This is a genomic window from Paraglaciecola psychrophila 170 (genome assembly GCF_000347635.1).
GTDB classification, from domain to species: Bacteria; Pseudomonadota; Gammaproteobacteria; order Enterobacterales; family Alteromonadaceae; genus Paraglaciecola; species Paraglaciecola psychrophila.
The window spans coordinates 2,345,796-2,359,465 of record NC_020514.1; the positions used below are offsets into that span (position 1 = coordinate 2,345,796).

The 13,670-nt window shown below is 38.7% G+C and carries 16 protein-coding genes and 1 pseudogene; 16 read left to right on the forward strand and 1 reads right to left on the reverse strand.

The window, feature by feature from the left end:
• The first annotated feature begins 14 nt into the window (after window positions 1-14).
• Complete coding sequence (locus C427_RS10240) at window positions 15-1,157, forward strand: PepSY-associated TM helix domain-containing protein (RefSeq protein WP_007637133.1); 1,143 nt, start codon at window positions 15-17, stop codon at window positions 1,155-1,157.
• A 1-nt stretch (window position 1,158) separates the two neighbouring features.
• Window positions 1,159-1,623: a hypothetical protein gene (locus C427_RS10245; RefSeq protein WP_007637135.1), complete on the forward strand. Its 465-nt coding sequence runs from the start codon at window positions 1,159-1,161 to the stop codon at window positions 1,621-1,623.
• A 323-nt stretch (window positions 1,624-1,946) separates the two neighbouring features.
• On the opposite strand, the gene C427_RS10250 is transcribed toward C427_RS10245, so the two are convergent.
• A complete protein-coding gene (locus C427_RS10250; RefSeq protein WP_007637137.1) occupies window positions 1,947-2,189 on the reverse strand; it encodes a hypothetical protein in 243 nt (80 codons plus the stop codon).
• 337 nt (window positions 2,190-2,526) lie between these two features.
• Here C427_RS10250 and C427_RS10255 point away from each other — a divergent pair, with 337 nt between their 5' ends.
• The 14 genes and pseudogenes from C427_RS10255 to C427_RS10310 all read left to right on the forward strand — a co-directional run bounded on the left by C427_RS10255 (window position 2,527) and on the right by C427_RS10310 (window position 13,284).
• Window positions 2,527-3,483, forward strand: a complete 957-nt coding sequence (locus tag C427_RS10255) for an IS1595 family transposase (RefSeq protein WP_081602679.1) — start codon at window positions 2,527-2,529, stop codon at window positions 3,481-3,483.
• A 385-nt stretch (window positions 3,484-3,868) separates the two neighbouring features.
• Window positions 3,869-4,111 carry a hypothetical protein gene (locus C427_RS10260; RefSeq protein WP_007637190.1) on the forward strand — a complete coding sequence of 81 codons (243 nt, stop codon included), beginning with the start codon at window positions 3,869-3,871 and terminating at the stop codon, window positions 4,109-4,111.
• A gap of 139 nt (window positions 4,112-4,250) precedes the next feature.
• Complete coding sequence (locus C427_RS24870; protein WP_015430783.1) at window positions 4,251-4,565, forward strand: hypothetical protein; 315 nt, start codon at window positions 4,251-4,253, stop codon at window positions 4,563-4,565.
• A 245-nt stretch (window positions 4,566-4,810) separates the two neighbouring features.
• Entirely contained in the window at window positions 4,811-5,233 is a 423-nt protein-coding gene (locus C427_RS27425) for a hypothetical protein (RefSeq protein WP_015430784.1), read from the forward strand.
• Between the two features lie 416 nt (window positions 5,234-5,649).
• Complete coding sequence (locus C427_RS26375) at window positions 5,650-5,814, forward strand: hypothetical protein (protein WP_015430785.1); 165 nt, start codon at window positions 5,650-5,652, stop codon at window positions 5,812-5,814.
• A 22-nt stretch (window positions 5,815-5,836) separates the two neighbouring features.
• Window positions 5,837-6,484, forward strand: a complete 648-nt coding sequence (locus tag C427_RS10270) for a hypothetical protein (RefSeq protein WP_015430786.1) — start codon at window positions 5,837-5,839, stop codon at window positions 6,482-6,484.
• Between the two features lie 120 nt (window positions 6,485-6,604).
• Window positions 6,605-7,606 carry a hypothetical protein gene (locus C427_RS10275; protein ID WP_007637197.1) on the forward strand — a complete coding sequence of 334 codons (1,002 nt, stop codon included), beginning with the start codon at window positions 6,605-6,607 and terminating at the stop codon, window positions 7,604-7,606.
• 95 nt (window positions 7,607-7,701) lie between these two features.
• Window positions 7,702-8,001 (forward strand): hypothetical protein, encoded by a 300-nt coding sequence (locus C427_RS26380; protein WP_034899101.1) that lies wholly within the window; start codon window positions 7,702-7,704, stop codon window positions 7,999-8,001.
• A 190-nt stretch (window positions 8,002-8,191) separates the two neighbouring features.
• Window positions 8,192-9,186 (forward strand): annotated as a pseudogene (locus tag C427_RS10285) (transposase).
• Between the two features lie 211 nt (window positions 9,187-9,397).
• Window positions 9,398-10,180: an alpha/beta fold hydrolase gene (locus tag C427_RS10290; RefSeq protein ID WP_007637200.1), complete on the forward strand. Its 783-nt coding sequence runs from the start codon at window positions 9,398-9,400 to the stop codon at window positions 10,178-10,180.
• A gap of 137 nt (window positions 10,181-10,317) precedes the next feature.
• On the forward strand, window positions 10,318-11,451 hold the full coding sequence (locus tag C427_RS10295) for an alpha/beta hydrolase (protein WP_007637201.1): 1,134 nt from the start codon (window positions 10,318-10,320) through the stop codon (window positions 11,449-11,451).
• Window positions 11,452-11,631: 180 nt separating this feature from the next.
• Window positions 11,632-11,997 carry an MAPEG family protein gene (locus C427_RS10300; protein WP_226991119.1) on the forward strand — a complete coding sequence of 122 codons (366 nt, stop codon included), beginning with the start codon at window positions 11,632-11,634 and terminating at the stop codon, window positions 11,995-11,997.
• A gap of 96 nt (window positions 11,998-12,093) precedes the next feature.
• A complete protein-coding gene (locus C427_RS10305) occupies window positions 12,094-12,783 on the forward strand; it encodes an aspartate/glutamate racemase family protein (protein WP_007637203.1) in 690 nt (229 codons plus the stop codon).
• 126 nt (window positions 12,784-12,909) lie between these two features.
• Window positions 12,910-13,284 (forward strand): hypothetical protein, encoded by a 375-nt coding sequence (locus C427_RS10310; protein WP_007637204.1) that lies wholly within the window; start codon window positions 12,910-12,912, stop codon window positions 13,282-13,284.
• The last annotated feature ends 386 nt before the right edge of the window (window positions 13,285-13,670 follow it).

The following is a 13,670-nucleotide window of genomic DNA, read 5'->3' on the forward strand; positions in this document are numbered from 1 at the left end:
TATGGAAGCAAATTATGACTCAGCGACAGTGGTTCAAACTACACGGATGGATTTCTCTGCCAATTTGGATTGTATTTTGTTTTGTGTGCATCACCGGCACCATTGCGGTTGTGAGTCATGAGCTTACGTGGCTTACGAACGATAACGCGCGAGCACACAACCCTAATGACTTACCCGCAAAACCTATGGCTGAATTGGTTGCGTCACTTAAAGCATACGACAACACCGCGCAGCCCAGCACCATAATTTCGTTTGAATCGTATTTAACCACCGGCATTGTGTTTTCAAGCGATAAAGTGCCGTTTGGGGTCGCTTACATTAATCAGTACACAGGTGAGGTACAAGAGATTAACCAAGGCTCTACCTTTATTAACTTTATGCGCTCGCTGCACAGCTGGCTGCTTTTTCCATGGCAAAATAGCTACAGCGTAGGGTATTATTTAGTCTCGGCAATGTCGTTCGTAATGTTAGGCGCATTAATTACTGGCCTGGTGATTTACAAACGTTTTTGGAAAGCTTTAATTTCGCCAAAAATCCGTACTCAACAAAACAAGAAAACCCTGCTAGCTGATTTGCACAAGCACACTGGCGTATGGTCTATGTGGTTTTTGTTGGTCATGAGCATTACAGGTCTTTGGTATTTTACGCAGCAAATTTTGTGGCATGCAGATTACGAGATTACGCCCCATGCGCGGCTTGTTGCACAAAGCGATTTGCCCATGAGTCAAAGTGCGCAAGCAAACATAAGTTTAGCTGATGCAATATCAATCGCTAGTGCTACGTTTGAAAATTTCAAACCTACGTATATTCTGCTACCAGAACATAACCGTGACACCTATAAAGTTAAGGGCAGCGGTGACTCAATATTTTTTGATAACACTTCATATCAAGTGCTGGTTAACCCTTGGAATGGCGATATTGAGCAGCTTACCCAACCTTCCAACATGGGTGCATTGCAAACTATTCAACACGTAATGGACCCGTTACATTTTGGCTATATTGGTGGGCTGTGGACTAAGTTTATTTGGTTCGCCTTCGGCGTATTGCTAAGTGGTATGTCTATTACTGGTTTTATGATTTGGGGAAGCCGTATTCGTCAGAATGTAAAAGAGAAGGGCAAGCCTCCAAGTATCGTTAACCCTATCGAGGGAGTGTAATATGGCGGTGCGTAAAAACACTATTTTGAATCGTCACAAGTTTAAAATAAGTGGATTAACCTTATTATTTCCCGTTTATTTTTTTTATCAACAGCTGCAAATTCCAGTGTCTCAAGATCCTTGGGTTGCAAAGCAAGTGGGCGAATTTAATCTAACGATCCAGCCTGTCAATAAAGAGGCCCCCTATGCCCATGATGCCGACTGGTTTAAAGATTTTACGGTTTTTATAAACAAAGGTAGTATTACCCAAATTCGCCAAGCCTATGCAAACATTGGCACAGTGCCTGTTACTATTGAAGAGTTGCAACTGAACGATATTGGTTTGCTACACGGCAGTAACTTGCTTCAGCATGTGCACGCCATATCTCCTGTGCATATATCTAGCAATGACAAGGTGTGGATTACCATCCAAACATGGGATGGGACTATTTTCACGCAAAGTTGGCAGTTCAACAACTTGCTTTAGACTGATTATACCAATCCCATTAAAAGTATGATCTAATTACGCATTCATTCTCAAATTTTATGCTTAAAAACAAATTTAACTAGACACCCAAAGTAATAAAGTACCCAATCCCAACGTAATCAACAAGCACAGATTGTTGGGTATCAGCTCACTATTTATTTTTAATAATGACGAGTTCGACTTATTTGGAATTAAAGAAGATGAATGCTGTGAAATGTGTCGCTCAATTCAAATTGCAGACAGTAGGAGTCGACACATTTTGTGTTAGTGACTTTAACTATCGGTAACTATCGGGGTCAGAACAAAGTTATAACTTATCGGGGTCAGAACAAAGTTAAATTAACTCTTACGCCACCTCCTTCCTGCGGCGTACACAATAAATCGACGTAATAAGTCATTAATACCCAAGCATGAATATCAACTCTACACTTAACAGAAAGCTCTTTTAACCAACCCACATAAGCAAAAAAATTTTGTTCACTACCCAAACAAATTTGACGGTTATTACCCCGTTGAATAATATGCTGTGCAATACCAATTGGGCAGGTACACGGCAAAGGACTCATAGGATGTCCTTATCTTTGAGTTAAGTCAGCAACAAGGTTAGCCTATGCGTTATTTAACGTTGTTCTGACCCCGATAGTTTCACTGACCCCGATAGTTTCACAGTTTAATCAGCCTGTCTTCGCCGTGTTTAAACACGGGACTTGGCCGCGTATTAATTTCACCTACTTTTAGCACATACTCTAACTGCCTGTAAACTATATATTTTTCAAACATATGTAAAAATAGCTTGGGGGAACACGGCGAAGCACCTTGATCTTGCGCATAGGCGGAATTAAGTTGAATACTGTATATTAAAAAGGGGTATCCACTTAGCTCCACCTATGTCAATATGTAGTGGTGGCTATTTCATCAAATTCACTAAAATCGGGTAGAGATTATCCCGGAAATTGGACTCAGTTTTTACAATGGTTTCCGGATGATAATGCATGCCTTCAGTTTCTGGAGCACTTACGTTGGCCCTCTGGTTTTGTATGCCCACGTTGTCTCAAATTATCCAAACCTTATCATTTAACTCGCGGCCGAATGATGTGTCCTATATGTCGATATCAAGGCACGGTGACAGCAGGTACATTATTTGAAAAAAGCCGAACTCCCTTAACTAATTGGTTTGCCGCAGCTTGGTATATCACTAATGAAAAACACGGAGTGAGTGCGTTAGGTCTGCAAAGGTTACTTGGGTTAGGTAGTTATCAAACTGCATGGACAATGTTGCATCGTTACCGGCGGGCGATGGTCAACCCCAGTCGCGGAAAATTATCAGGTTTTGTCGAAGTAGATGAAACCTACGTGGGTGGCTCTGATAAAGCGAAAACCCGTGCTCCTTGTGCCCAAAGTAAGAAATCAATTGTGGCTATAGCGGTTGAAATTAAAAAGCCCAAGGGATTTGGCAGAATAAGGTTAAAACGTATCGAAGCGGCAACGCAAGTTCAATTACATTCGTTTATACAAGAAACGATAGAGCCCGGTTCAGTCGTCCAAACAGATGGTTCAAGTGCCTATCATAGAATTCATGAGCTTGGTTATGAGCGTAATAAGCTGGTTCAACTTGGGTCTAAAGAGCCTGCCCATGAGACGTTAGTCGGTGTGCATAGAGTCGCTTCACTATTGAAAAGATGGATATTAGGAACTCATCAAGGCTCAGTAGGGCATGAACATTTAGATAGTTATCTCGACGAATATGCCTTTCGTTTTAATCGTCGAGCATCTAATTCACGTGGTTTACTATTTTATAGATTGCTTGAACAAGCGGTGGTTACACCACCCGTTAGTTATGAAAATATCAAAAAGCGCTAAACACAACATGTAGTGGGTAGTGGAGCTAACAAGATACCCCTTATATATATACAGTTATAATGCAAAAAGAGGATATTGTAATATTTTCAATGTGCATAATAAGCATAGTCATGCTTCACTTCTGCGAAAGGTTTTTCGTATGCAATTGTTTTATATGGGTTTTGTTTTTAAGTCATGTATTTATCCAGACCTAAAAGTCTGGATAAATACATGACTTTGCTTGATCACAAAATATCAAATGTAGATTTACCTTCTCAAATGGTTAACTTTATGAAATGCTGTAAAAAACTTACCGGAATGTCGAGTTGATTTTGTCAATATCAAATGTATCTAACCCGACTTCTGGCTAATATACTGTTAGAAGTATTTGCAAAGGAAGGTGTAAATGTTCAAATTTGATCTTAAAACTATATTGATGCTTGTATCTGTTATTGCTTTACTAGGGTGTGGGCCAAGTCCTGATGAACGATATGATACTGGCTACAGTGATGGGTATGCTGAAGGTTACAACACCACATGTAAAATTAGAGCTACTATGGTTGAAGGTGATTGGGACGACGAAAATTACTCAAAAGGTTACAGGGCTGGTAATACTGCGGGGGCTCAAGCCTGTAGAGATAAAGGCTAGGAGTAACATACTTCTAACAATGCCTTCAAACGGACAAAAAACAGTTTGCTGTTTTCACTTCGTTCAACATTTTAGCAAACAATTTTTTGCCGCTTAAGGTGGCGTTAACCAGATACATTCATCGGGTCGTAATATATTAATGAAAACCATATTTTTCCCCAGAAACCTTGGTCGTGACACACTTAATTTGTTTTTTACTGATCTTGAAGAAAATCTTAATACACCTGAGATTTTAGTAGATTGCACAACGTTAGATTTTTCATATCCAAGTGGAATGTTAGTTGCTGGTTCTAAAATTCGTAAGTGGATTAATCATAGAAGAAAAAACGGACTTATTACTAAAAAGAAAGGCTATGACAGTGATAAAAATGTGCATAGTATCTCCGGCACTTGGTTTTTGAATTTAATAGGTATGGGCGAAGGAAATGAGTTGGGGAGGCTTCAAGATCAATAACGTATTGGCCAATAACTAAAATACAAAAACCTATTGGTGATTTACAGACTCAGAACGTTCAAGAGTGGTATGACGAAATTATTTCTCAAACTAGGCGTTTTGCAAACTTACTCTCTGGAACACATGAAGATGCGCAAGAGAATAAACTTTATCATTACGCATTAAGAGAAATAGTACGGAATGTCTTCGAGCACTCTTTAGCAGATGAATGCTATTTATGTGGTCAGCGTTGGGCTAATGGTAGGGTGGAAGTAGCAGTTATTGATGAAGGAGTGGGGATATCCTCTTCTTTGGAGCGATCATTTAAAATTAAGTCAGAAATGGACGCATTACAAATGGCGATTAAGCCAGGAGTTTCGTGTACAACACAAGTTTCAGAAACTAAAAATATCTATGGTAACTCTGGTTTTGGTCTATTTGTATTAGAGCAATTATTTTCGTCATTTGGTTGGTTTATGCTTGGCAGTGGTAGCGCAAAAATTGTGTCGCAAGGCAAAAATATAAATGAACAATACCTTAATTTTGACGGGACATACATAGGGCTTAGGTTAAATCGCCCGCCTAAGCAATTCTCAGGGATACTTAGTGATATTATCACTGAAGGTGAACGTGACGCTGAAGTGTCAGGAATAAAAACAACAGCTTCAGGTATGTCTAGATTGTCGTAAATCTGGTTAACAAGGCAAATCACGCGGACGGCTAAAGCTGTCGCATTTTTTGCTAAAAACAAAAGGCGCAAAAACTGCGCCAGCCGCCAGTGTTTGCGGCGTTAGTAGCTCTATTCATTTTTCACAGTGCTTACTTGCCAGTGGGCACACAAGTCTGATAGTTTTTAGTTAATTACCGTCGGTTAGGTTGTCGCAGTATAACCAGGGAGAAGGTCATCACTTATTTTCAATATCTTCAGGTTTTGCTCTGTTGCTTTGCCCTACCGTTTACTTCAAAAAGGGCTAACGCTGCATGTTAGTTAATCAAATCAATCAAGTGCCCTCGTGTACCGTGGGCACTAACAAGCACAGTCATCCGACGCCAAACTGCGGCGCGGCTGCTGTGAATCGTTATACGTCAAGGAGGATCAAATTGTATGTCTGAGTATGAAAAAATTATTGAGAGATATAGGAAGCATTCAAAGGAAGCACATGGTGATGATGGCAGTGTAAGAATATCTGGCTTTCCAAAGTTTTCAGAGTTTGGAATAAAAATAGCCGTAGTCTCAAGAGCAGGCTCGGGCTTTACTGGTAGCGAGTAGCTTCTCATTAGCATATTCCGGAATGAATGTTTTTATTACTGAAGACCAGGTACGTCTTTGGGATGCAGTTGGCAAACATTTATTAGATCCACCATCACTCTACTTTAATGAGACAAATGATAAGCCATTTCCATGGGAGCTTAGTTATTTAAGAACATTATTTGTCACTACTATTAAAACTGAAACAGGTGAGTGGTCACTTGTTCAAAAATCCAAATTGTCAGAATGGAATTGGTTTAATGCAACGCCAGAACACCCATTTCCTTCCCATTCAACTAAACCTGCTGAATACTTCGTATTTCCACTATTTGAGGCTGTACTAAAGAACTTTCTCAGTGAGTATATTGATTTCTCAGGGGTAGTAAAAAAGGAGTTTAGGAACTATAAAGTTGGTCAGAGGTGTAGCAATATCGGGCACCTATTGACACTAATGTTAAATAGAAGTAATCATCCATCTTTGATCAGTGATTCTAAAATTATTCTTGAACTCATCCAATTTATTTATCCCAATCGTGATGCTGCAGAAGTTATTGCAAATGAATGGAGAAACCCTGCACTTCATGGTGACCAAAATGTATCAACATCTTCAGGTTTGATATTAAACCTGACTCTTTTAGTTGCAGTGAATTCTTGCACAGAGGTGCAGTGGGATGCGAGGTTTGACGTATAACAAGTCACTCAAAAGGACAAATGACAGTTGGCTATTTGCTCCTTCGTCGCCTATTTTAGCCAACCATTATTTGCCTCTTAGTGAGGCGTTAGCTTTCACCGAGTATTGGAGAATGGAATCATGTCTGAAGAAATACTTGGATATCTAGACCACAATATTTTAGATTCCATCCGTAAAGGCGATCCGCATGAGATTAAAAATCTACTGAAAGACCATAATATAACGCCAATATATTCTCTTGAAAATCTAAAGGAAATTAAGAGGTCTGTTGGTTCAGAAGATATTTTCCTAAGCACATTACAGGAATTAGGTGCCAAATATATTGAGCCTATTATTGAAAAAAATCTCCCTACTGGCTCTTTTAATATAAACAAAATTGATGTCTTTGACGTTTGGAAATGGTTTATTGAAAATGAAGAACCAATGCCAGAATATGGTTACGGCTTAACTTCAATGTTGGAAAAATTTTACGGAGGAAGGACTGATGAAAGCTTTTCCGATATCTTTTCAAAAGGAAGTGATGAACTGAAAACGCTTTTGAATGAAGCGTTAAAAGATCTTGATTCAGAAGAAGCTTTTACTGAAGAAATGAGGACTGCAATAGAGTCACTACCTGAGTTATTAAAAGGACAGTACCAGCAAATTAGCCAAGATTTGGATAGTCATGAGCAATCACCTGTAAAAGCCTTTGAAAAGGCTACAGGATTAGGGGCATTGGTATTAAAAAATATTAAACCGCCAAATGTGGTTGTTCAGGTATTTGATTATGTAAAAAACAGTATGGAGGGAGTTGAGTTAGACATTAATATGTTCTTCGGAGTTACACCTCAACTTCATGAAGCAAACAATAATAGAGAAAAAACCTTATCTGAAAAAGTTAATGGTATTTACCATCAACTAAACTTTTTAGGTTATTACAGAGATACGGGTATGAAAAATACCAGAGGCTTTGTAAGATCTTCTAGCGATATGACTCACGCAGGAGTTGCTTCCTTTTGTCATTTACTTTTATGTCGTGATGAGGGGCTTGTTGTAAAGGCATCTGCGGCATATGAATACCTTGGTATAAAAACAAAAATCGTGTATTTTCAAGCTAACAAGAAAATTAACAAGGACACGTAACAGTTGGCTACGTTTCGCTTCGCTTCACATTTTAGCCAACAATTACTTAGCCTGTTATTTAGGCGTTATATGCCACAAGGGATTAGGAGTTTTAGATGAATTGTCCAAACTGTCAGGCAGATTTTTCATTATGGGAATCATTTAAGTTAAGCAATGTTTTTAGAGTGATATGTTCATCATGTTCTGATGAAATTGTTAAAGATACTGAAGGTTTTGCTGGTATTCGTTCGTCTACTTTGTCAGTGATATTGTGTGGCGTTTTGACCATTTTATTTTTTGGTCATATATCATTTTGGGGTTTTGCTATTTTGTTGCCAATTCAGTTGTATTTTGACAATCACTTTTCATCACTAAAGTCTTTGGGTAGCACAACATCGCCTAAGCCTAGGTTGTAAGTGACATATAACAAGGCCATTAAAAACGGACACGTAACAGTTGGCTCGGTTCCGCTTCGCTCAATATCAGCTAAAGAAGACATCCACTTTTAAAAATATCAGCTAAAGAAGACACCCACTTTTAAAAAGTAGTAAAACAGCGGTTATGTTCTAGACTTTAAGGTATTCACACAACCAAGGATGGTCTGTTATGCCTCAGCCACGTAAAAACCAAATTAGTTTAATTGATACTCCCTATTACCATTGTGTTTCTCGCTGTGTTCGCCGTTCGTTTTTGTGTGGCAAAGACACATTTACGGGACAGAATTACGAACATCGCCGTGGTTGGGTTGAAGAGCGTTTGTTATTTTTATCTTCAGTATTTTCTATTGATAGCGCGGCTACCGTATCTGTGCTTATGCTGTGATGAGTAATCATACACATGTCGTGCTGTGTGTAGACAAAGACATGGCTGATGGCTGGTCAATGAAAGAGGTAGTAAGACGGTGGCATCAACTTTACCAAGGCACGTTATTGAGTCAAAAGTACCAAAGAGGAGATACACTCAGTAAAGGTGAGCTTATCAGCTTAGAAGAAACAGTGACGATTTACCGTCAGCGTTTATACGATATCAGTTGGTTAATGCGTAACCTCAATGAACACATAGCCCGAGTGGCTAATAAGGAAGATGGTTGCACAGGCAGATTTTGGGAAGGACGATTCAAATCTCAAGCATTGTTAGATGAAAGTGCAGTATTAGCCTGTATGGCCTATGTGGACTTAAATCCTATTCGCGCCAAAATGGAAACCACCCCAGAAACGTCAAAACACACCAGTATTCAGCACCGTATTCAGGCTCTCATCAAAGGCGAACAACCTAAAAACTTGATGCGTTTTGTGGGCAATCACAAACAAGACATACCTAAAGGCATCGCTTACAGCTTGATTGATTATTGTGAACTAGTGGATTGCACAGGCCGCTGTATTCGAGAGGATAAAGCGGGTTACATAGAGCAACATCATAGCCCCATTTTAGCGCGCCTAGGCCTCGACTCAGAGCAGTGGTTGACTCTCACTACCGAATTCGAACAACACTTCAGTACCGCTGTCGGTAGTGAGCACATGTTACAGCAATTCAAACAGCACACAGACCATAGGCGTATACGAGGGATGGCAAAGGCCAGAGTATTACTTCAACACGCCTGAACAGTTCAGTATCACACAGATTCAAAGCTACCTTCACAACCTGTACTCAATGGCGTTGCCTGAAGTTTGAGTCGGAGGAGTTATTTAGCTGCTTTCAACACGCCACATCCCCCAAAAAGCTCAGATTTCGAAATTTAAAACAAAAGAGACAGAACATACCCATCTCTTTATGCTGTTGATTTGGTTGTGATTTTGTACTTTATTATTTTGGGTGTCTAGTTTAAGTTTCGTTAATCAATTACCTGAAAGTTTTACTGCCTGTTATTACGACAGATTAGGTCATGGAGGAAGTGATGACGTATCACTAACATTTACAACTGACGAAAAATCTCAGCTCCAAGAGTCTCTTATTCAACATATTGCTGGCGAAAGCCCAGTAGTTCTAGTTGTCCATTCATATGGTGGGATCATTGCGAGAAGAACAGCTGCAAGAGCAAACATCAACCTAGCTGCACTGATACTTTTAGACTCGGCGCACGAAAATCAGCACACAATAATGCGTGGTAAATTCGATCCAATTTCCGAATATGTAAAAGTTTTTCAATACGTAAATGCGGCATTAGGGTTGACCGATATAAAGAATATTTTCAAGGAGTATGACTCTCCAATTTCCAAACGCTTAGACCAATATTATTCTAGTTTTAGATGGGCACATGTACTCTCGACTTACCGAAAAGAGAAAGGTTTTTACACGCCTTTGGAAGACTATAACTATGACTTCGGCAAATTAAAAGTGCTAGTTTTGAGTCATGATAGCGAGGTGTACGCTGAAAGCCTGCGTTTCTCGATATTGGCAGACTACTGGCCTAAGATGCAAAAAAGTATCGCAGAGCTATCTGACAACTCTGAGCATATAATTGTCAAAGGGTCGACCCATAACATTCCGGGGGACTCACCCGAAGTAGTTATAGCCAAAATCACTGAAACTGTAGGGATTGTTTCTAATCAAGCGAGCAGTAGTATTTATAACAAGGCCTTAAAGTCGGATTCGTAACAGTTGGCTCGGTTCCGCTTCGCTTCACATTTTAGCCAACAATTACTAACTGCTGTAAGGCGACGTTAGCGCTCAATGGCTTATTCCCAAACCTTATTACGTTTAAATAAGGGTAGAACTCATTAAAAAGGAAAGTAATGAAAAAAATAACCATAAATTTAATACTCATGTTGATGTTCTTTTTTCACTTTAGCGTTTTTGCTTCAGCGATATTCGGCAAAATTGAAGAAAATACTATAAAAAGTCAAATCTTAGGTGAAAGCCGTGAATTGATAGTCTACCTTCCAGCGGGTTATGACGAGTCGAAGCAAAATTTTCCTGTTTTATATGTTACGGATGGAGATATACAGGGCCCTCATATAGCAGGAACGTTAGATTTTTTATCAAAATTTGATCTAGCACCTAGCATGATCGTTATTGGTATAGTAAATCCGATGAACAAACGAAATGAGGAGCTAACGTTAACAGTAAAAAATGAAGCTCAGCTTGATAGGTTAGCTGGTGCTGACCGTTTTCTTGCTTTTATTGGAAAGGAAGTTATTCCATTAGTCAAAAGCCGTTATCGCATTTTAGATTATAAAGCACTATCGGGTACATCGCATGGAGGCCAATTTGCAGTAAATGCATTAATTAAGCGACCTAATTTGTTCAACGGTGTAATAGCTATAAGTCCTTCATTGTATTGGAATAATAATCAGTTACTTGATCTGACGGAGGAGGCTCTAAAAAACGGGACTCTTAATGGACGTTTATTCATTTCTATAGCGAATGAAGAGCCAATTATGACTGAACCTTTTCAAAAGCTAGTTGAGTTAACAAAAAAATACCCAAGTACAAACTTCAATATTTCAATAAAAAAATTTAGTGATGAAACTCATGATTCAACAACACTACTTGGGCAATATCACGGTATAAAACACCTGTTTCTAGGTTGGACAATACCAAACACTCCTCAAACTTTGGCCGACTTAAAGGCCATTTTTAGTGCTAGATCTAAGTTACTTGGTGAAACTATGGTTATCCCAGAAGATAGAGTAAATGGTTACGGGCAATGGCTACAATATTTGAACCGTCAAGATGAAACCTTAGAGTTGTTTACATGGAATCGAAAAACTTACCCTCAATCTTTCAATGCTCATATAGTCTTGATAAAGGCCTACTTGCACTTTAATTTAACTGGTGCTGCTGAATCAGCAATTGAAGATGCAATAAAGTCGATAAATGGACTTAGCTCAAAACAAAAAGAAGAACTTGAAGGCTTATTGACTTAGCATGAAAGTGAGTTCGTCAGCGCTAACAAGCCAAGTCAGCGGGAATTTCACTCGCTGAAAACACTCATAAAATCCCCTGCTTGGGGCGTTAGAGCACTTGGTGTAAACAAATAGTCCCCATTTTTTAAAAAGGAAGTTAAGTTGGAATTTATCGAGCCGTATAGAATTACAGTTTTAGTCATGGGGTTGTCAGGTTTAACATTTTTTGCGCAACTTTTAGTTGCCGATCTTGTTGGCTTAAAATCTCGTCACGTACCAGGTTACCCAATTGAGCCTAACCACAATAACTTTCATTTTCGTTCCACTAGGGCTTTATCTAATACAAACGAGAGTGTAGCTATTTTTATACTATTAGTTTGTTTTTCAATACTGTCCTCGGCAAACGCTAATCTTCTGAATATAAGCGCTACATTGTATTTAGTTGGCAGAGTTGGTCATATGCTTTGTTACTATTCAAATTTAAAGTTATTAAGGAGTATCTCTTTTGGTTGTAGCTTATTGGGTTTAGCATCAATATTTATAGTTGGCATAGTCGAGTGGTTTTAAAAGTAACGTGCTCTAACAAACAAATAATGGCAGGGTCGCGAAAAAGCCGCGCCCCATATTTGAAACGTTATATTGCAATTCCTTTAGTGAGGCACTATGAAAACAATTGGTCTTTTAGGTGGTATGAGTTGGGAAAGTACCGTTGGGTATTATCAAGCGATCAATAAAGGGGTTAAAGAATCTCTTGGAGGTTTACACTCCGCAAAAATTGCTATGTATAGCGTTGATTTCTCTCAGATTGAAAAATTACAGCATAGTGGTGATTGGGAAGGTACGGCAGAAATACTTATTGGTGCGGCTAAGAATGTTCAAGCGGCAGGTGCAGATGTATTGTTGATATGTACAAATACAATGCATAAAGTAGCCCCTCAAATAGAAAGTGCGATTGATATTCCCTTGCTACATATTGCAGATGCAACAGCAGAAGTTCTTGTGGAAAAGGGAATTAAAACGGTGGGGTTATTAGGCACTGCTTTTACAATGGAGCAAGACTTCTATAAAGGTAGGTTAACTAATAACTATGGTTTAACTGTTCATACTCCAGTTGAAGCAGATAGAGAAATTATTCATAACGTTATATATAAAGAACTTTGTTTAGGGGAAGTAAATCCTTCTTCTAAAATTGAATACTTACGGATTATTGAAGATTTAGTTAATCAGGGAGCTGAAGCTGTAATTCTTGGGTGTACTGAGATTGGATTGTTAGTAAATCAAACAGATACTGATATAACATTGCTAGACACAACTTATATACATGCAAAAAAAGCTGTCGAGTATGCAATATAACAAGTCAATTTAAACGGAACAAAAACAGTTGGCTTTGTTTCGTTCCTCAACAAGTTTAGCCAATAATTTTTGTCCGCTTAATACGGTCGTTATGTTTAAATCATAAATCGGAGTTCTGTTTTAGTTATGAAAGCAGTTAAAGTAGAAGAGAAAGCTGAAGGCGATTCAGTTTGTGAAAATAAAATTAAGAATGAATCTCTCACAACAGAATTGCACTTTGAGTTGTTAAAACAATATACGTGGCTTGCTTCCGCCGTAATTGGCGCAGTAATCATCCTGATTCAATTGAAAGCTGTTGAACTGGGAGAAGATGTTTATATTTCACTAGGACTTTTGGGCCTTTCAATTTTCATTTCCCTTATAGGGCAAGATCATATAGTTGACTCATTACTCAAGGGAAAAGATATATATAAAACATCTAAAATTTTAAAATTAATCAGAGTTACTTCTATGCTGTGTTTGGCCTTAGGTGCTGGTTACATTTTATCAGGCATATTTTGAACCTAACAAGAAAATAAACTAGATCACGTAACAGTTGGCTACGTTTCGCGACACAATTTTAGCCAACCATTACTTAGCCAATTACAAAGACACCCACTGCAACAGATCAATAAAATAACAATCAAATCAATATATTACGTATATTTAATTTAATTGACACAACAACCATCATTATGGATTTGGACATTTCAGAGGCTTCGCCGATATTCAACTTAGGTGGCTCTGCCACTGTTTTTCCACATTTAAGCTTTTAGCACAAAAAGGCTTATTTTAGGGGCAAATGACATGGGTGAAACTGGCTTTTTTAGAAGCACGGCTTCGCACAGATCAACAGGGAAGTCGAGATTAGGAGCCGATTATCATGGACGTATGATTGACTAGGTTAA

Coding starts and splice junctions, on each gene's coding strand:
- C427_RS10240 (WP_007637133.1), top strand. CDS start 15: ATGACTCAGCGACAGTGGTTCAAACTACACGGATGGATTTCTCTGCCA.
- C427_RS10245 (WP_007637135.1), top strand. CDS start 1,159: ATGGCGGTGCGTAAAAACACTATTTTGAATCGTCACAAGTTTAAAATA.
- C427_RS10260 (WP_007637190.1), top strand. CDS start 3,869: ATGTTCAAATTTGATCTTAAAACTATATTGATGCTTGTATCTGTTATT.
- C427_RS26375 (WP_015430785.1), top strand. CDS start 5,650: ATGTCTGAGTATGAAAAAATTATTGAGAGATATAGGAAGCATTCAAAG.
- C427_RS26380 (WP_034899101.1), top strand. CDS start 7,702: ATGAATTGTCCAAACTGTCAGGCAGATTTTTCATTATGGGAATCATTT.
- C427_RS10250 (WP_007637137.1), bottom strand. CDS start 2,189: ATGAGTCCTTTGCCGTGTACCTGCCCAATTGGTATTGCACAGCATATT.
- C427_RS10305 (WP_007637203.1), top strand. CDS start 12,094: ATGAAAACAATTGGTCTTTTAGGTGGTATGAGTTGGGAAAGTACCGTT.
- C427_RS24870 (WP_015430783.1), top strand. CDS start 4,251: ATGAAAACCATATTTTTCCCCAGAAACCTTGGTCGTGACACACTTAAT.
- C427_RS10270 (WP_015430786.1), top strand. CDS start 5,837: ATGAATGTTTTTATTACTGAAGACCAGGTACGTCTTTGGGATGCAGTT.
- C427_RS10300 (WP_226991119.1), top strand. CDS start 11,632: ATGGGGTTGTCAGGTTTAACATTTTTTGCGCAACTTTTAGTTGCCGAT.
- C427_RS10310 (WP_007637204.1), top strand. CDS start 12,910: ATGAAAGCAGTTAAAGTAGAAGAGAAAGCTGAAGGCGATTCAGTTTGT.
- C427_RS10295 (WP_007637201.1), top strand. CDS start 10,318: ATGAAAAAAATAACCATAAATTTAATACTCATGTTGATGTTCTTTTTT.
- C427_RS10275 (WP_007637197.1), top strand. CDS start 6,605: ATGTCTGAAGAAATACTTGGATATCTAGACCACAATATTTTAGATTCC.